This is a genomic window from Pseudomonas sp. PDM03, assembly GCF_014852385.1.
In the GTDB taxonomy this organism is placed as follows: domain Bacteria; phylum Pseudomonadota; class Gammaproteobacteria; order Pseudomonadales; family Pseudomonadaceae; genus Aquipseudomonas; species Aquipseudomonas migulae.
Map to the genome: position 1 here is coordinate 1 of NZ_JACVBM010000030.1, position 16,291 is coordinate 16,291.

General features: G+C 60.0%; 18 protein-coding genes. 6 read left to right on the forward strand and 12 right to left on the reverse strand.

Features of this window, described 5'->3' with window-relative positions; translation table 11 throughout:
- The first annotated feature begins 183 nt into the window (after positions 1-183).
- Positions 184-450, forward strand: coding sequence for a short-chain dehydrogenase (locus tag IB254_RS27515; RefSeq protein ID WP_192420568.1), 267 nt, complete (start codon positions 184-186; stop codon positions 448-450).
- Positions 451-748: 298 nt separating this feature from the next.
- On the opposite strand, the gene tam is transcribed toward IB254_RS27515, so the two are convergent.
- Positions 749-1,519, reverse strand: coding sequence for a trans-aconitate 2-methyltransferase (gene tam / locus IB254_RS27520; protein ID WP_192420570.1), 771 nt, complete (start codon positions 1,517-1,519; stop codon positions 749-751).
- A gap of 393 nt (positions 1,520-1,912) precedes the next feature.
- Here tam and IB254_RS27525 point away from each other — a divergent pair, with 393 nt between their 5' ends.
- From IB254_RS27525 to IB254_RS27535, 3 genes are all read left to right on the forward strand, one after another.
- Complete coding sequence (locus tag IB254_RS27525) at positions 1,913-2,416, forward strand: inclusion body family protein (RefSeq protein ID WP_076030038.1); 504 nt, start codon at positions 1,913-1,915, stop codon at positions 2,414-2,416.
- A 126-nt stretch (positions 2,417-2,542) separates the two neighbouring features.
- Positions 2,543-3,082, forward strand: coding sequence for an AidA/PixA family protein (locus IB254_RS27530; protein WP_192420572.1), 540 nt, complete (start codon positions 2,543-2,545; stop codon positions 3,080-3,082).
- Between the two features lie 184 nt (positions 3,083-3,266).
- Positions 3,267-3,677, forward strand: a complete 411-nt coding sequence (locus IB254_RS27535; protein ID WP_192420574.1) for a low affinity iron permease family protein — start codon at positions 3,267-3,269, stop codon at positions 3,675-3,677.
- Positions 3,678-3,766: 89 nt separating this feature from the next.
- Here the strand turns inward: IB254_RS27535 and IB254_RS27540 are convergent, their stop codons facing one another.
- The 10 genes from IB254_RS27540 to yiaY all read right to left on the reverse strand — a co-directional run bounded on the left by IB254_RS27540 (position 3,767) and on the right by yiaY (position 13,500).
- Positions 3,767-4,270 (reverse strand): DUF4142 domain-containing protein, encoded by a 504-nt coding sequence (locus tag IB254_RS27540; protein ID WP_192420576.1) that lies wholly within the window; start codon positions 4,268-4,270, stop codon positions 3,767-3,769.
- Between the two features lie 73 nt (positions 4,271-4,343).
- Complete coding sequence (locus IB254_RS27545) at positions 4,344-4,502, reverse strand: KGG domain-containing protein (protein ID WP_008025734.1); 159 nt, start codon at positions 4,500-4,502, stop codon at positions 4,344-4,346.
- Between the two features lie 118 nt (positions 4,503-4,620).
- Positions 4,621-5,970, reverse strand: coding sequence for a bifunctional diguanylate cyclase/phosphodiesterase (locus IB254_RS27550; protein WP_192420578.1), 1,350 nt, complete (start codon positions 5,968-5,970; stop codon positions 4,621-4,623).
- 87 nt (positions 5,971-6,057) lie between these two features.
- Entirely contained in the window at positions 6,058-6,696 is a 639-nt protein-coding gene (locus tag IB254_RS27555; protein ID WP_192420580.1) for a LysE family translocator, read from the reverse strand.
- Positions 6,697-6,713: 17 nt separating this feature from the next.
- Entirely contained in the window at positions 6,714-7,178 is a 465-nt protein-coding gene (fos, locus tag IB254_RS27560; RefSeq protein ID WP_192420582.1) for a fosfomycin resistance glutathione transferase, read from the reverse strand.
- Positions 7,179-7,510: 332 nt separating this feature from the next.
- On the reverse strand, positions 7,511-8,842 hold the full coding sequence (locus IB254_RS27565) for an MFS transporter (RefSeq protein ID WP_192420584.1): 1,332 nt from the start codon (positions 8,840-8,842) through the stop codon (positions 7,511-7,513).
- A 174-nt stretch (positions 8,843-9,016) separates the two neighbouring features.
- On the reverse strand, positions 9,017-9,943 hold the full coding sequence (locus tag IB254_RS27570; RefSeq protein WP_192420586.1) for a hydroxymethylglutaryl-CoA lyase: 927 nt from the start codon (positions 9,941-9,943) through the stop codon (positions 9,017-9,019).
- Positions 9,940-11,133 carry a CaiB/BaiF CoA transferase family protein gene (locus tag IB254_RS27575; protein ID WP_008025725.1) on the reverse strand — a complete coding sequence of 398 codons (1,194 nt, stop codon included), beginning with the start codon at positions 11,131-11,133 and terminating at the stop codon, positions 9,940-9,942. Before IB254_RS27575 ends, IB254_RS27570 begins: the two co-directional genes overlap by 4 nt.
- Before the next feature lie 239 nt (positions 11,134-11,372).
- A complete protein-coding gene (locus IB254_RS27580; protein ID WP_192420588.1) occupies positions 11,373-12,281 on the reverse strand; it encodes a LysR family transcriptional regulator in 909 nt (302 codons plus the stop codon).
- Between the two features lie 70 nt (positions 12,282-12,351).
- Complete coding sequence (yiaY, locus tag IB254_RS27585) at positions 12,352-13,500, reverse strand: L-threonine dehydrogenase (protein WP_008025719.1); 1,149 nt, start codon at positions 13,498-13,500, stop codon at positions 12,352-12,354.
- Between the two features lie 156 nt (positions 13,501-13,656).
- Between yiaY and IB254_RS27590 the strand changes: the two genes are divergently transcribed.
- Positions 13,657-14,676 (forward strand): DUF4917 family protein, encoded by a 1,020-nt coding sequence (locus IB254_RS27590; RefSeq protein WP_192420590.1) that lies wholly within the window; start codon positions 13,657-13,659, stop codon positions 14,674-14,676.
- 121 nt (positions 14,677-14,797) lie between these two features.
- Here IB254_RS27590 and IB254_RS27595 read toward each other — a convergent pair whose 3' ends face one another.
- The gene (locus IB254_RS27595) at positions 14,798-15,340 is read right to left on the reverse strand and encodes a helix-turn-helix domain-containing protein (protein WP_008039507.1); all 543 of its coding nucleotides are present in this window, start codon (positions 15,338-15,340) and stop codon (positions 14,798-14,800) included.
- Positions 15,341-15,498: 158 nt separating this feature from the next.
- On the opposite strand from IB254_RS27595, the gene IB254_RS27600 reads away from it, so the two are divergent.
- On the forward strand, positions 15,499-16,281 hold the full coding sequence (locus IB254_RS27600; protein WP_192420592.1) for an aldolase: 783 nt from the start codon (positions 15,499-15,501) through the stop codon (positions 16,279-16,281).
- Positions 16,282-16,291 lie beyond the last annotated feature (10 nt).

Here is a 16,291-nt window from a genome sequence, read left to right on the forward strand (position 1 = left end):
GACAGGCAGGAGCGACTACTCATCAAGGGCCAGGCGGCAACACTGCCGACCATGAGCCCGGATACATTAGCGCAAGCACGCTTTACCGCTCATCGCTCGTGGTTGCAGGAGATGGGCTGACCATACAATTGTTTGGCGACAACGAGTGGCAGGTGACTTCACTTCACTTCAAGGTAACCACTCATGAATGACTACATGGCTTTAACCAGCAACGCCGACGACCTCCCCACGTTCTACGTCAACACCACCCAACCGCTGCATTCCCTTCTCAGCTCCGCCCGCTACAGAATCGGCGCGGTAACGCAGGTCCTGGAAAACCTCGCGATGCGCGGTGAAATCATCACCGACTCGGTGATTCTCAGCGACTTCGCACTCCTCTGCTCAATACCGCTGCGCGATGGCTGCGACGTGATGGATGTCATTGCGCGACGTATGGATACGGAAAAGTAGTGCCGTGATTTGAGGGCGTCTTTCGGGGCGCTCTCCGCATTTAACCGCCCCACGTATAGTTTCCGTATAGATCCCCACCAGCCAGTAAAGAAGCCGTAGCGCCCCCTCAAACCCGCCCCAAAACCCCCTACCCTGCCCTCTCACCTTTCACGCAGAGATCAGCATGGACAATTCAGAGTTGGGGCTCATGATCATTTCAATGATCGGGTTATTCGGCTTTGCGTCGTTTCTTTTCGATTACTTGAGCACCAAGCGAAGGGACAGATGACGTTCAGCGTTATCCGTCCCTTTTCCGCACTTAGCGGGTTGCGACGATGAACAATCGCGGGAACGGCAGCAGCACCGAACCATCGCTCAGCGTCGGGTACGCCTGCTCGATAGCGGCGTGATATTGCTTGAGGTAGTGCGCCTTTTCCGCTTCATCCAGCGGTTCGAGAAACGGCCGCAGGCCGCTGCCCTTGAACCACTCGACCACGCCAGACGCGCCGCCCGCCAGCGGATGATGGAAGGTGGTGCGCCACACATCGACGCGCGCGCAGTGCGGTCGCAGCATCGAGTAATAGTCGCTGGCACTGGCCATTTCTGTGCGTTGCCCCGCGGCGTCCGCCAATTTGCTGGCCCACGGGCCATTGGCAGCGACTTCGCGCATCAGGCGATGGGACGGTTCGTTGAGGTTGTCGGGCATCTGAATCGCCAGGCTGCCACCGGGAGAAAGCTTGCTCACCAGAGCCGGCAGCAAATTCGCGTGATCGGGCAGCCACTGCAACACCGCGTTGGCGAAGATTACGTCGAACGGACCGCTCTCGTTCCAGGTGCCGATATCCACGGTGTCGAACTGCACCTGCGGCAAGCGCTTGCGCGCGGCTTCGATCATGTCGGCCGAACTGTCGACGCCGCGCACCGTGGCGCTGGTGAAGCGCTCCACCAACAGCTCGGTCGAGTTGCCGGGGCCACAACCGATGTCGATGGCCGAGCGTGCTTCAACGGGCGGGATCGCCGCGAGCAGATCCCGGGCCGGGCGCGTGCGTTCATCTTCAAAAGCGACGTATTGCTTGGCGGACCAACTCATTGCGTTCTCCTGTCGAATCGTTGTCCGGGCCTGGGCCGACAACCGGTTCGCTACGATACCTCGCCCCACGCATCCCTCCCTACCCGACTTTTGGATGTTCGAAGGATATGCAGGTCGTTTCTTATCGCCAAATGATCAGAATTCATAACCAGATCGACCGTTCGTCGAGCTATCAGCAAAGCAGTTTTGACAGCCTGAATTTCACTTCTATAGTCCAATCGCGGCCCGTCGGAAGGAACCCGAACCCGTTGGTTTGTACTCAAGGAGCAAGGCCAGCTCATGCCCGTGACAGGTGGGTTCCGTCCGTAGTGTTTGCGCAACGACCGCAAGGCAAGCAAGCGTTGTTGAGCCTGGAAAGATGCCAGGCATTCACTATGAACAAGGAGTTTCACTATGTCTCGAGTCACGGATGTACTGGTTTCCATCGACACCGAAACCATTCTGAAAAACTACCCGAACATCAGCAAAAACCCTGCTGCACCGACACTGATCGACGTCAATCACGTGTACATGGTGACCAACCAGAACAACGTGGTGAGCGGCCAGGCCGGTGGCGAACTCAACTTGAAAGCTCAGGTGGGCGACCTGATTCGCTGGCGTGAAACCAGCCTGTCGCAGAGCTTCGAGACCGCGGTGATTTTCTATAAATTCATCGGCAATGTCGGCAATGACTTGATCTCCACACCCACGCCACGCAAGGCTACCGCCTGCGTTGCCGTGCCCAACACCAGCAATCCATCGGTACCCAGCTGCCAGAAAGTCGATAACCATTACTGGTCTTCGGAAACCCTTTCCTGTGGCAGCGTGACGTATCACTTCCACTTCCTGATCGTGGATCGCGATTGCAAGATCGTCGGCTGCTGCTCGTGGGACCCGTTCATTACCATCCGCAACTGACGAGCGTCAGGCCCCTTGGCAACGAGGGGCTTTTGCTGACTGCGTTGCCGCCTCGACAGGAACGGAATGCCTTGCATAAACCGAAGCGGCTACCGTCAAGTGTCACCATCATGAAAGGAATCCATGATGACTTCCGAACCGATCAAATCTCCTTCCTCAAGCGTCGCGACTGCCAACAATGTGTTGCTGATCGTCGATGCCGAATCACTGCTTCTACGCTACCCGGACCCGAGTCTTGAGGCGGACAATCCGACGTCCATTTCCGATGGATTCGTCTTCAGCATCAACGGATCATCAGATTCAAAAAGTACAATAAATGACAGCCTGATTACGTTGACCGCTGGCAGCGATGCGACTTTCCATATCCGTGGAAGAACCGTCAGCTTGCTTGCTGAGCACAGCGTGGTGTTTTACGAGATGTCTGTGGGTGATGCCGGCGTATTGTCGGCGCCGGAACTGGTGGTGCGGGGCGACCTGACAGTGCCAGCACCCGACACTGAAAAACCGACTGAACCGGGTACTCACCAAGCCGATGATCATTACTGGGCATGCACCCGACTCGCCGCCGGGGTTGAGGCGTGTGAGCTGCATTTCATGCTGGTTGATAAAAACTGCGAGGCGTTGGGGTACTTCAGTTGGGCGGTTGAAGTAAGGGTGCAAAACTGATCTGTAGGAGCCGGCTTGCTGGCGATGGCATCACCGCGGTTAATCAGCCACACCGCATTGTCCGGATCGCCAGCAAGCCGGCTCCTACAGGGATCGGTTTTCATTGAGCGTGGAAATGTAATCAGAATTTTCATCCCGCCCGCGCTGTCACAAATTCAAGCGCATTCCTATAAGGAACACGGCAATGAAATTCGCAAAGATCTCGCAGAAACTCGCGTTGTGGGCCGGCAGTCCCAAGACGTTCATGGGGGCGTTGATTCTCATTGGTCTGTGGGGTTTGAGCGGACCGATCTTTGATTACAACGACACCTGGCAACTGATCATCAACACCTCGACCACGATCATCACGTTCCTGATGGTATTCCTGATTCAGAACACGCAGAACCGCGACACTGACATCCTGCATTTGAAAATCGACGAGTTGCTGCGGGTGAACAAAGAGGCGCAGAACGCGATGCTCGGGTTGGAATCATTGGACCTGAAGCAACTGGAAGCGCTGCGTCGACACTATCGTTCTATGGGCGAAAACGAGGTGCAGGGTCTGGCGGGGCTGGTGACCAAGGGCAAGCACAAACAGGATTTGAACGACTGTTGAGTGCGCGGGGCAATTCAGTCGCGAAAGCGGTGTGCCTGGCACACCGCGGCGGTTGGATCGCCAGCAAGCTGGCTCCTACAGGACGCGCGTCAGCGGCCTGCTTGCAGCGCCTTGGCCATTTGCAGGTGATTCTGCAGTTTAGGCAGGGTTTCTTCAGCGAAGGCTTTGATTTCCGGTACGTCGGTGGTCTGCGCCTCCTGCTCCAGTTGTTCGATGGCTTCCTGCGTGGTTTTCACCTGGCTGGCGGCGTATGCCTGATCAAAAGAATCGCCCTCCTGCACTTGCGGCATCAAGGCTTTGGCCTTGTCGACCACCTCTTCCCGTGGCGCCACCGGCAGATCCAGTTGCCTGGCGATTTTCGCCAGGTGCTGGTTCGCAGTAGTGCGGTCGTTGATGACGATGATGGTGAAGTCCTTGATCTCTTTGGATTCGGATTTCTGGTGCGCCAGGCGACTGGCTTCGATGTCGGCCATGCCTTTGGCCGAGGCATCGTTGATGAATTCGGCGGGGGACTGGGCAAAGGCACTGCTGGCACACAGGCCCAGTAACGTGGCAAATCCGGCGCTGCATAATCGGGTGGCCATCTGGCTCATGGTCGCGCCCTCCTCTCTATAAATTCAAACGGGAGCTTTCGCTCCCGCCTCTCAATCAAAACCACTTTCACCACTACTTGGATTTCTGGCCACCTTTGCGGCCCATGTCGGGTTTCAAAGGTTCTTTATCGACAGTCGTGGTGGTCGTTTTCCCACCTTTGCGACCGGCTTCAGACGCCTTCGTTCGATCGTTGGCGAAACTTCCCGAGTTCGAGTTTCTTGAGTTAGGCATGATTCTCTACCTCTTGGTGATGATCGCAGCGAGCAGGAGCCCGCATAGAATCTGAATTTCCATCACCGCAAAGGTTTAAAAAAAAACGGGATCGACGCGACGAACGGTGCCGTGGTTTTCAGGCCCCGAGCCGCAGGTGATGCTGGCGTTTGGCTGTGTACATCGCCTCGTCGGCATGGCGGAACAATTGCTTTTCTTCGGTGCCATGCTCGGGAAAATGCGCGACGCCGATGCTCAATTGAATGTTCAGGCTGTGCCCATCCAACCGCAGCGGTTGCGCGAGGATATGACGGATTTTACCTGCCACGCTGTCGGCATCTTCCGAGGCCTGGATGCTGTGCAGCAGCACCACGAACTCATCGCCGCCGATGCGCGCCACGGTGTCGGTTTCCCGCACGCAGCCTTTCAGGCGATTGGCGACCGCTTGCAGCAGCATATCGCCGACTGCGTGGCCGTGGGTGTCGTTGACTTCCTTGAAGCGGTCGAGGTCGACGTACAACAGCGCCATGCGCCCGCTTTCCGACTTGGCCAGTGCCAGTGAGGCTTTAAGCCGGTCCCGGAGCAACTCGCGATTGGGCAGTTGGGTCAGTTGATCGTATTGGGCCATGCGCTGCAGCCGAGCGTGCAACTGCTTGCGCTCGATGGCGGTGGCGACCTGGGCGCACACGAACTGCAACAGTTCCTTGTCTTGCTCCGTGTAGCGCTCGCCGCCCGCCACGCTTTTGACGATCAGCGCGCCGATGGTGCCTTTCTGGGAGTTCAACGGCACGCCAAGCCAACACGGCGAATGCTGGCCCGTGACCAGCGCCTCGAATCCGGCGGGGGTGTTTTCCTGATTCGGGGTCAGCAGGATCGGTTGACCGCTGCGGATCACTTCGGCACACAAGCGTCCGGTCACCGTTCCAGGCTGTTCGGGTTGCTGCTCGTTGTCGTCGACGTGGTAAGGGAAATTGAGCTGCGCGCAATGCTCGTCATACAGCGCCACGGAGAAGTTCAGCGCCGGCAGCCATTCACCGATGATCAGGTGGATGCGTTTGAACAACGCCAACAAATCTTCCGCCGCGTGGGCCGCTTCGGAGATCGCGTACAGCGCCGCTTGTCGGGACTCGGCCTGCTTGCGTTCGGTGATGTCACGGGCCACGGCGATGCGCAGTTGATCGACTTCCGACCAGCGTGCGGACCACAGGATATGCACCACCCGGCCATCCTTGCGCACGTAGCGGTTTTCGAAGTTGAGTTTGGGGTCGCCGCCCATGATCTCCCGCGCGGCGTCGAGGGTGCGCTGGCGGTCGGCGGGATGCACCAGTTCGATCATCGGCTGGCCGACCAACTCGTCAGGTGTGTAGCCGAAAATGCGCTCGCAGGCCGCGCTGACAAAAACAAAGCGACCCTGTTTATCGACCGCGCAAACGGCGTCCAGCAGTAAATCGATGTAACTCGCCGACGGCGCGGAATTTCTGGTTGCCATGGTGCAGAGAGCATGTCCGAACAATGCAGCAATAAAGAACCATCCCTGACCAGTGATGATGCCGCTGACGCGTCCCTGCGATCAGTTTCAAGCCTTGTTCGGCATCAGCCCCGGCAAGGCATGCACCAGGGCGTTGATGGCGAAACCGATAAACATCACCCCGCACAACCGGGTGATCGCCAGTTCATGCCGTTGATACAGGCTGCGCACCTGCCGTGCACCGACGATGCCAATGAGGATAGCGTAGGCGATCAAACCGCCAACGAAGCTCAGAACGATCAGCCACGGCAGCATCGACCAATGCAGCAGTTCCGCACGGCTGGACAGCAACGCCGTAAAAGTCGCCACCGCCACCGGGTAAGCTTTCGGATTAGTCAGACCGAACAGAATGCCGTGCCAGAACGGCTGCCGCGCCGGACCTTGCGGCACTTCAGCACTGCTGCGTTTGGCCCGCACCGCGCGCAAACCGAGCCAGAACAGATAGAGCCCGCTGAGCACGCCCAACACGTCAAACGCGGTGCTGCCGATTTCCCGCGCACCGACAATCGCGATCAGCGCGGTGCTGCACCAGACCACGTCCCCGAGCAAATGCCCGCACAAAAAGCCTGCCCCTGCCCTTCGCCCACGCGCCGCACCAATACCGAACACCGCCAAAACGCCGGGCCCGGGCGTGATGCCGTAGATAAAGCCCGAGGCGAGAACGGCCATTAGCAGCGATGGGGTCATCGGGAAATCCATTTGTACTATCCGGTGAATGGGCGCAAGTCTATATCAGGTCCCAGGGAATCGACTGACTGATCGTCGAAGAACTTCATTCCTGCGTACGGCCGCTGACGACAGGCGGCCAATCGCGACACCAGGTCGCCGACATGGGCTTCGAGCTGGTGGCCGTCGGGGTCGAGGAAGTAGAACGACGCGCCTTCGCTGCGGTTATCGCGCCATTCGCGGACGTTGGCGGCACGAAGGCGCTCGACGAATGGCGGGAAGCCGGATGCGCTGATGCTGAAGGCGTAATGGGTGTAGTCGGTGGCGGGGTCGGTGTTGCGCAGGGGATCGAGGGAAAGGCACAACCACAGGCCGGGTAGCGAGAGATAGGCGCCGGAGTCCCATGTGGCTTCGAGCTTAAGTTGCAGGATGTCGCGATAGAACGCCACGCTGCGGTTCAGGTCGGTGACGGCGAGGGTCAGGTGGTTGAGGCCGGTTAGCAATCTGATTACCTCGAACGTCGGAAGATAGGCTGTGCAATATCTCCTCCTCAATCCGCTCATACAACCCGTTCAACGTCTGATCCAGGACCAGATCCCTTGAATGAGCTGGCTTGCCAGCGATAGCGGTCTGAAGTTGCAACGCGGTTTTCGAGGGACCCATCGCCGGCAAGCCGGCTCCTACAGGGGTGTGCGTGCTTTGGGAGCGATCGTTACTACCTGCACGCCGCGGTCCTGTAGGAGCCAGCTTGCTAGCGATTGCGGTCTGAAATTGCGATGCAGTTTTTGAGGGACGCATCGCCAGCAAGCCGGCTCCTACAGGGGGGTGTACTTCTCTAGAACTTGTCGAGTGTGCGCAGTTTTTGCGGCAGCCCCCACAACAACAGCGCCACGGCGATCAGCGCGCAGACGCCGATGACATACAGCGCCGGTGTGGTGCTGCCGGTCAGGTCTTTGATGCGGCCGACCATGACCGGGCTGACGATGCCGCCGAATTGGCCGAGAGTGTTGATCACCGCGATCCCGCCCGCAGCCCCTGCGCCGGCGCCGGCCAGCAGTTTCGGTGGCAGGGTCCAGAAGCTCGGAATCGAGGCGATGATTCCGGCGCCGAGCAAGCCCAGCGCGACGATCAGGAAAGTCGTGTGGTTGGCGAAGATCCCGGCACAGAAGAACCCTAGCGCGCCCACCGCCACCAGCCCGGCGACAAACTTGCGCCGCTCGCCGGTCGAGTCGGACAACCGCCCGATCACCACCATGCTGATCGCGCCGCAGATGTACGGAATCGCGGTCAGCAAACCGATCATCACCGGGCTCTCGGTGCCTGCACTGCGGATCAGTTGCGGTGCCCAGAAGTTCAAACCGTAGGACGCCACCTGAATCAGGAAGTAGATCAGGCCCAGCGTGAGAAAACCGGGAATCCGCAGCGCGGCGAGCAACGAACCGCCGCTCTTGTGCGGTTCGTGGTGGGCGATGCGGCTGGCCAGCAACGTCTTCTCCGACGGTGTCAGCCAATGGGCGTCTTCGATGCGGTCCTTGAGCAAGGTCAGCACCAGCAAACCAAGGCCGATGCAGGGCACGCCGCCGAGCAGAAACAGCCAATGCCAGCCGCGCATGTCCAGGAAACCATCGAGGTGTTGCAGCACCAGTCCGGAGAACGGTGCGCCGACCAGCCCGGCAAACGCTGATGACAGGAACAGCATCGAGGTGATGCGCCCACGATAATGCTGCGGGAACCACAGCGTCAGGTAATACAGGACTCCCGGCGCAAAACCCGCTTCCATCGCGCCGATCACGAAACGCAGCGCGTAGAACTGCCATTCGCTGTTGACGAAGACCATCGCCGCCGTCGCAAGGCCCCAGGACATCATGATTCGGGCGATCCAGCGCCGGGCGCCGACCTTGTACAGCATCATGTTGCTCGGCACTTCGAAGATCACGTAACCGACCACGAACAGCCCGGCGCCGAGGCCGTATGCGGTGTCGCTCAGGCTCAGGTCGGCCTGCAACTGGAACTTGGCGAAGCTGATGTTGATGCGGTCGAAAAAGGCGAACAGGTAGCAGACCATGATCAGCGGCATCAGGCGCCAGGCGACTTTGCTGACCAGGGCTTTTTCTTCGTCGTGGTTAACGGACGGGCTCGCGCCCGCCTCCAGTACATTGAGGCTCATGGTGTTTTCTCCAGGCGGACTTCCCGTGGGTGTCCGATTGTTTTTGTTGTCTGGTGGATATCGTTTTTTTGTAGGAGCCGGCTTGCTGGCGATAGCGGTGGTTCAGGCAGCATCCATGTTGGATGGACGGGCCCTATCGCCAGCAAGCCGGCTCCTACAGGGGGATTTGTGTGGTCAGGAAGGCACCGGGTGCAGGTCGCAATTGCGGCCGGCCTTGGCCAGTTGACCGGGGACTTCGTGGCCGAGCAGCGCAGGCAATCCTCGCGACAACTTCAATAACAACGGCAGATCGATGCCGGTGTGAATGCCGATTTCATCGCACAGGTTGACCAGATCTTCGGTGCAGATATTGCCCGATGCGCCGGGTGCAAACGGGCAACCGCCGAGCCCGCCGAGGGCCGCGTCGAAGCGTCGGGCACCCGCCTCGTAAGCCGCCAGCACGTTGCACAAGCCGAGGCCGCGGGTGTTGTGGAAATGCAGGGTCAGATCCGCTGGCGAAACCCGCTGCAACACCCGCCGCACCAGCCGATCCACCTGCCGTGGATTGGCCATGCCAGTGGTGTCGGCCAGGGTGATACCCTGAATCCCGAGCTCCTGATATTCATCGACGATTTGCAGCACGCGGTCCTCATCGATCTTGCCCTCGAACGGGCAACCGAAGGTGGTGGCGATACTGCCGTTCAGTCGCACTTCAGTGTCACCCACGTATTGCACGATTTCGCCGAACGCGGCCAATGAAGCTTCGCAACGCATGCGCATGTTGGCCAGGTTGTGGGTCTGGCTGGCGGACATCACCAGGTTCAGCTCATCGGCGCGACACGCCAACGCCCGCTGCGCGCCCTTGAGGTTGGGGATCAACGCAACATAGATCACCCCCGGTTGGCGGGTGATGCCCTTGAACACCAGCTCACCATCGCGCAGTGCGGGAATGGCCTTGGGCGACACGAACGAGCCGGCTTCGATGCGGCTGAATCCAGCCAGTGACAGCTGATCGATCAACGCGATTTTGTCGACCGTTTCCACCCAGGTCGGTTCGATCTGCAGGCCGTCGCGCGGGGAGACTTCCTGAACGATCAGGCTCTCGGAAAAATCAGTGATCATTGCACCACCCCTTGGGTTTTCAGGCGTTCGATGTCCGCATCCGTCAGGCCCAGCCCCGCAAGAATCCCGTCGGTGTGCTGGCCCAGGCCCGGCCCCGACCAGTTCACGCCTCCGGGGGTTTCGGAAAGTTTGGGCACGATGCCCGGCATCTTCACTTTCGCGCCGCCGGGCAGGTCGGCGCTGAGCAGCATGTCCCGCGCCTGATAGTGCGGGTCGGCGACGATGTCGGCCACGGAATAGATGCGCCCGGCCGGTACTTCAGCGGCTTCCAGCGCCGCCAGCACGTCATCGATGGGCAGGCTGCTGGTCCAGTGGGTGATGGCGGCGTCGAGCACGTTACTTTTCAAGGCGCGGCCATCGTTGTGAGCGAACTCTGGCGCTTCGGCCAGATCGCGGCGACCGATCACCTCCATCAAACGCTTGTAGATCGGGTCGCTGTTGCCGGCGATCACCACGTAGGCGCCATCGGCCGTCAGGTAGGTGTTGGACGGCGCGATGCCGGGCAAGGCGCCGCCGCTGCGTTCGCGAACATGGCCGAGCATGTCGTATTCCGGCACCAGGCTTTCCATGACATTGAACACGCTTTCAGCCAGCGACACATCGACCACTTGCCCGCCGCCCTGCCCGGTCTTGACCCGCAGCAGCGACATCAACGCACCAATCACCGCGTGCAAAGACGCCAGGGAATCACCGAGGCTGACACCCACCCGCGCTGGCGGCGAACCTGGGGTGCCGGTGGTGTAGCGAATGCCGCCCATCGCTTCGCCGATGGCGCCGAAACCCGGGCGGTCGCGATACGGACCGGTCTGGCCGTAACCGGAAATTCGCACCAGCGTCAGGTTGGGATTGAGCGCGTGCAGCACGTCCCAGCCCAGGCCGAGTTTCTCCAGGGCGCCGGGGCGCAGGTTTTCGATCAGCACGTCGGCGCTGGTCGCCAGTTGCTTGACCAGTTCGATGCCTTCGGGGGATTTCAGATTCAGCGCCAGGGACTTCTTGTTGCGCGATTGCAGGTACCACCACAGCGAGGTGCCCTCGTGCAGCTTGCGCCATTTGCGCAGGGGGTCGCCCTGGCCCATGGCTTCGATCTTGATCACTTCGGCGCCGAACTCGGCGAGCATGCGCGCGGCGAACGGCGCGGCAATCAGCGTGCCGATTTCGATCACTTTGATTGCGCTCAGGGGGGCAGTCATCGCGGGGGACCTCTTATTCTTGGAATATGCGCCAAGGCTAGAGGAGCGAGGGGAATGGAATCCAACCTTCAGTTGGCAACGGGCGTTCGCCAAACGCGAACGCTCTGGAAGATTGTCGCGACCTCAGGTCCGCCTTCGCGGGCAAGTCGGGTCGCCGCATCGCTCGCTCCTACAGGGGCACGCATAACCTGTAGGAGCGTGGCTTGCCCGCGAAGGGGTCGGACCTGCCAACGATAATCTCAACCCTCCCCGCGCAACTGCTCAAACAACATCCGGCTCACCGGCGACAACGCCGCTTCATCGCGCACGACGATGATCAACGCCCGATCCGACCAGTCATCCGTCAACGGCACCGCATGCAACCCCAGCGCGCGGCCAAACAACTCGTAAGCCTTCTGCGGCAAAATCCCGATGCCCATGTTGGCCTGGACCATCCGGCACATCGCATCGAACCCCGGCACATGAATCCGCAGCCGCAGCACTTTGCCCGCCTGCCGCGCGGCTGCGTGGGTGCGCATGTTGATGGAACTGGCGGCGTGCAGGCCAACGTAATCGCTGTCCAGCGTGTCGGCGAACGCCAGGCTGGAACGGCTGGCCAAGGGATGATCCGGCAGCATCAGCACCACCAGTTTGTCCTGGCGATACAGCACGCTGTGCAGACCTTTCACATCGCTGTCGCTGGAACAGATCCCGAGGTCCGCCACGCCATCCAGCACCCCTTGAATCACCCCGCCGCTGGGGCGTTCTTCGAGGTCGGTCTTGACCTGCGGATGACGTTCGGAAAAGTCCCGCAAGTCTTCCGGCAGGAATTGAATGATCGCCGACAGGTTGGCGAGCATCCGCACATAGCCGCGAATACCGTGGCTGTGCTCACCCAACTCCAGGCCCATTTTCTCGACGTTGAACAACATCTGCCGAGCATGGTGCAACAGGGTTTCGCCGGCCGGTGTCAGGGTCATGCCTTTGGCCTGACGCACAAACAGACTGATGCCCAGCGCCTCCTCCAACTCCATCAACCGCTTGCTTGCCGCCGACACCGCAATCGCTTCGCGCGCAGCGGCACGGGTCAGCGTGCCTTCTTCGTGGACGGCGACGAACAGCTGAAGGGTCATCAGATCGAGACGGCGGATCAGGCTTTTTTGCAGCATGGAGGGCTCGGCGATGTCGGTTCGGGCGAAGACGCAGCATAGCGTCCTTTGCGCCCGAACCGTGCGACCGTCAAAACGCGCTGCGGAAAATCTCCTCGATCTGCCGCTGATCCGCTGCACGTGGGTTGGTCACGCCGCACGCGTCTTTCAAGGCGTTGCTGGCGAGCGTCGGAATGTCGTTGAGCCGGGCGCCGAGTTCACGCAACCCGGCGGGAATTTCCACATCCCTGGCCAGGCTGCGGATCGCCGTGATGGCTGCCTGCGCGCCCTCTTCCGGGCTGAAGCCGCGAATATCGGCGCCCATTGCGTGGGCCACGTCGGTCAGGCGTTCGGCGCACACCAGCGCGTTGAAGCTTTGCACATGCGGCAACAGCACGGCGTTACAGACGCCATGGGGCAAGTCGTAGAAACCACCCAACTGGTGGGCCATGGCATGCACGTAGCCAAGGGACGCATTGTTGAACGCCATGCCTGCGAGGAACTGTGCGTAAGCCATGTTTTCCCGCGCGGCCAGGTCGCTGCCATCGCGCACGGCCAGGCGCAGGTTGCTGCTGATCAGCGTCATCGCTTTCAGCGCGCAGGCATCGGTAATCGGGTTGGCGGCAGTGGACACGTAGGCTTCGATGGCGTGGGTCAGCGCGTCCATACCGGTGGCGGCAGTCAGGCTCTTGGGCATGGCGACCATCAGCGCCGGGTCGTTGACCGATAGCAGCGGCGTGACGTTGCGGTCGACGATGGCCATTTTCACGTGACGGGTTTCGTCAGTGATGATGCAGAAACGCGTCATCTCGCTGGCGGTGCCGGCGGTGGTGTTGATGGCGATCAACGGCAGTTGCGGCTTCTCGGATTGATCGACGCCTTCGTAATCGCGAATCTGCCCGCCATTGGTCGCGCACAACGCGATGCCTTTGGCGCAGTCGTGGGGCGAACCACCGCCCAGCGACACCACGAAATCACAGCGACTTTCCTTGAGCAGGCCCAGCCCGCTCTCGACGTTGGCGATGCTCGGGTTGGGCTTGGCGCCGTCGAAGATGACCGAGTCGATGTCTTTCATTGCCAGCCTCTCGGCGATCATCGCAGCCACGCCCGCCTTGGCCAGCCCGGCGTCGGTGACGATCAGCGCCTTTTTAAAACCGTACTTGCCGATGGCGTCCATGGCCTCGTCGAGGCAACCAATACCCATGATGTTCACGGCGGGGATGAAAAACGTGCTGCTCATGGCGAATCTCCAGGTCTGGGCCGTATCGGCGGTTCGATCCGGCGGATACCCACAGGATCGACCCATCGGCGCGGCGTTAACTTGATCTGGCTCAAGTCCGGGTCGTGATAAAGTCGCCGCCCATCCGACCTTTTGCTTTTTGAGACGACGACCGCAATGACCGATTTCCAGGATGTCGATGCCCAACTTGAAGACTGGAACGCCCTGCGCGCCACCGCCTCGATCAGCGGCCTGCTGGTGGGCAACGGCGCCAGCCGCGCGGTCTGGGACGATTTCGGCTACGACTCGCTGTTCGAAAACGCCCGCACCGTCGAAGAAAAACCCCTGAGCCAGTCCGAGCTCAGCGTGTTCGACGCGATGCAAACGCGCAGTTTCGAGCAGGTGCTGGGTGCGCTGAAAACCACCAGCCGGGTGAACAAGGCCCTGGCCGTCAGCTCCGCCGCGCCGCGCAATCGCTACTACGCGATCAAGGAAGCGCTGATCAACACCGTGCACGCGGTGCACATCCCGTGGCGACTGGTGGTGCCTTCGACACTGACGACGATCAATCAGGAACTGGGCCGTTACCGGACGGTGTTCACCACCAATTACGACTTGCTCAACTACTGGGCGATCCAACACCAGCCGGATGCGATCACCGACCTGTTCCAGGGTGCCGAGCCGGGGTTTGATTTGAGCGCCACGACGACCGATAAAACCCGTCTGCTGTACCTGCACGGCGGTTTGCATCTGGTGCGCAATCAGGACGGCACGGCGCGCAAACTGATGTCGACCGAAGGCACGCTGCTGGGCAGTTTTGCGATCAACAACACGATCAAGACGCTGGATGACGTGCCGCTGTTTGTGAACGAAGGGCCGAGCGCAGACAAGCTCAAGACCATCCGCAACTCGGATTATCTGTCGTTTTGCTATGAGCAGTTATTGGGGCATGCCGAGGGGTTGTGCGTCTTTGGGCATGCGCTGGGTGAGCAGGACAGCCACATCATTCATGCGCTGCGCCAGGCGAAACCCAAGGTGGTCGCGATTTCGATTTATCCGCGCAGCAAGGCGTTTATCCAGCATCAGAAGCGGCATTACGCGAAGGTGTTTGAGGGGACCGGATCAGAGCTGCGGTTTTTTGATTCGAAGACGCATGCGCTTGGAAGTCCCAAGCTCACCGTTCCCGTCGAGGTGTAACACCGATTTTGTAGGAGCCGGCTTGCTGGCGATGGCGGTGGGTCAGTCGACGCATTTATCGCCTGATCGGACGCAATCGCCAGCAAGCCGGCTCCTACCGGGGTGCGCGGTGTTATGCAGCTCACTCTTCTGCGCTATGCACCACCACCAGCAATTGCGCCTGAACCTCGCCCACTGAGCGGATCCGGTGCGGTTTCTGCGCATTGAAGTGCAGCGCATCACCGCGCTCTAGCAGCACGCGCTCGTTCATGAAGTCCACTTCCACCTGCCCTTCATGGACAAACAGAAACTCCTCCCCCACGTGTTCCTTGAAGGTTTTGTCCGCGAATTCGAACGGCGGATAAATGATGAACGGCAGCAGACTGCGCTCACTCACCTGATGCGCCAGCACCGCATAGCCGGGGCTCTCATCATTGGCCGCCAGCGACTGACGTTCATGGCTACGCACCAGGCTGTAGCTGTCGAGGCTGACGCTGTCTTCGGAGAACAATTCCTCGACCTTGACGTTCAGCGCCTTGGCCAGTTTCAGCGCAGCCGCGATGGACGGCGTATTCAACCCGCGCTCGACTTTCGACAGATAGCTCTTGGTCATCCCGGATTTTTCAGCCAGGGCCTCGAGCGTCACGCCCAGTTTTTTTCTCAGTAATTTCAAACGGATAGACATGCAGAACGATTAATCCATCGAGGAGGCAACGATTCATCCTTGCCAATGACACAAAGTGTCATATAGCATCATTTGTGTCATTTGCATTCACCAAGGCCTTGCGAGCAACGAGTGAACGGCAAATCCGACGTCCATTGAACCACCCAAAGGACACCGATATGGCCAAGACCTTAGCATTACCCAAAGAGCAACTGGTCAAGCAAGCGCTGACCCAGATGCAAAATACCCTGGCAGATAATACGTGGACCGACCGGCAAAAGCTGGCCCTGACCTGCCGCATTCTGTTCGAGCACGGCCACGACTCCGGCCTGGCCGGGCAGATCACCTCCCGTGGCCCACAGCCCGGCACTTACTACACTCAACAACTGGGCCTGGGTTTCGACGAAATCACCGCCAGCAACCTGTTGCTGGTCAACGAAGACCTGGAAGTGCTTGAAGGCCACGGCATGCCCAACCCGGCCAACCGTTTCCACAGTTGGGTGTACCGCGCCCGGCCGGACGTGAATTGCATCATCCACACGCACCCGACGCACGTCGCAGCGCTGTCGATGCTCGAAGTGCCGCTGCAGATTTCCCACATGGACCTCTGCCCGCTCTACGACGATTGCGCGTTTCTCGAAGGCTGGCCGGGTGTGCCGGTCGGTAACGAAGAAGGCGAACTGATTGCCGGCGCCCTCGGCGACAAGCGCGCGGTCCTGCTGTCGCACCACGGCCAATTGTCCACTGGCACGAGCATCGAAGAAGCCTGTGTGATTGCGCAACTGATCGAACGCGCCGCGAAGCTGCAACTGTTGGCCATGAGCGCCGGGACCATCAAGCCGATCATTCCGGAACTGGGCCGTGAAGCCCACGACTGGATCTCGAAACCCAAGCGCCATGGCGCTGCGTTCAACTACTACGCTCGGCAGAACCTGCGCCAACACGCCGATTGCCTGAACTGAACCCACGCAT

Excerpts from the sequence above, each read along its gene's own strand:
- IB254_RS27515 (WP_192420568.1), top strand. The coding sequence starts at position 184 with ATGAATGACTACATGGCTTTAACCAGCAACGCCGACGACCTCCCCACG.
- IB254_RS27570 (WP_192420586.1), bottom strand. The coding sequence starts at position 9,943 with ATGATCACTGATTTTTCCGAGAGCCTGATCGTTCAGGAAGTCTCCCCG.
- IB254_RS27565 (WP_192420584.1), bottom strand. The coding sequence starts at position 8,842 with ATGAGCCTCAATGTACTGGAGGCGGGCGCGAGCCCGTCCGTTAACCAC.
- IB254_RS27535 (WP_192420574.1), top strand. The coding sequence starts at position 3,267 with ATGAAATTCGCAAAGATCTCGCAGAAACTCGCGTTGTGGGCCGGCAGT.
- IB254_RS27595 (WP_008039507.1), bottom strand. The coding sequence starts at position 15,340 with ATGTCTATCCGTTTGAAATTACTGAGAAAAAAACTGGGCGTGACGCTC.
- IB254_RS27575 (WP_008025725.1), bottom strand. The coding sequence starts at position 11,133 with ATGACTGCCCCCCTGAGCGCAATCAAAGTGATCGAAATCGGCACGCTG.
- IB254_RS27580 (WP_192420588.1), bottom strand. The coding sequence starts at position 12,281 with ATGCTGCAAAAAAGCCTGATCCGCCGTCTCGATCTGATGACCCTTCAG.
- IB254_RS27525 (WP_076030038.1), top strand. The coding sequence starts at position 1,913 with ATGTCTCGAGTCACGGATGTACTGGTTTCCATCGACACCGAAACCATT.
- IB254_RS27600 (WP_192420592.1), top strand. The coding sequence starts at position 15,499 with ATGGCCAAGACCTTAGCATTACCCAAAGAGCAACTGGTCAAGCAAGCG.
- IB254_RS27530 (WP_192420572.1), top strand. The coding sequence starts at position 2,543 with ATGACTTCCGAACCGATCAAATCTCCTTCCTCAAGCGTCGCGACTGCC.
- yiaY (WP_008025719.1), bottom strand. The coding sequence starts at position 13,500 with ATGAGCAGCACGTTTTTCATCCCCGCCGTGAACATCATGGGTATTGGT.
- IB254_RS27590 (WP_192420590.1), top strand. The coding sequence starts at position 13,657 with ATGACCGATTTCCAGGATGTCGATGCCCAACTTGAAGACTGGAACGCC.
- IB254_RS27545 (WP_008025734.1), bottom strand. The coding sequence starts at position 4,502 with ATGCCTAACTCAAGAAACTCGAACTCGGGAAGTTTCGCCAACGATCGA.
- IB254_RS27555 (WP_192420580.1), bottom strand. The coding sequence starts at position 6,696 with ATGACCCCATCGCTGCTAATGGCCGTTCTCGCCTCGGGCTTTATCTAC.
- IB254_RS27540 (WP_192420576.1), bottom strand. The coding sequence starts at position 4,270 with ATGAGCCAGATGGCCACCCGATTATGCAGCGCCGGATTTGCCACGTTA.
- tam (WP_192420570.1), bottom strand. The coding sequence starts at position 1,519 with ATGAGTTGGTCCGCCAAGCAATACGTCGCTTTTGAAGATGAACGCACG.
- IB254_RS27550 (WP_192420578.1), bottom strand. The coding sequence starts at position 5,970 with ATGGCAACCAGAAATTCCGCGCCGTCGGCGAGTTACATCGATTTACTG.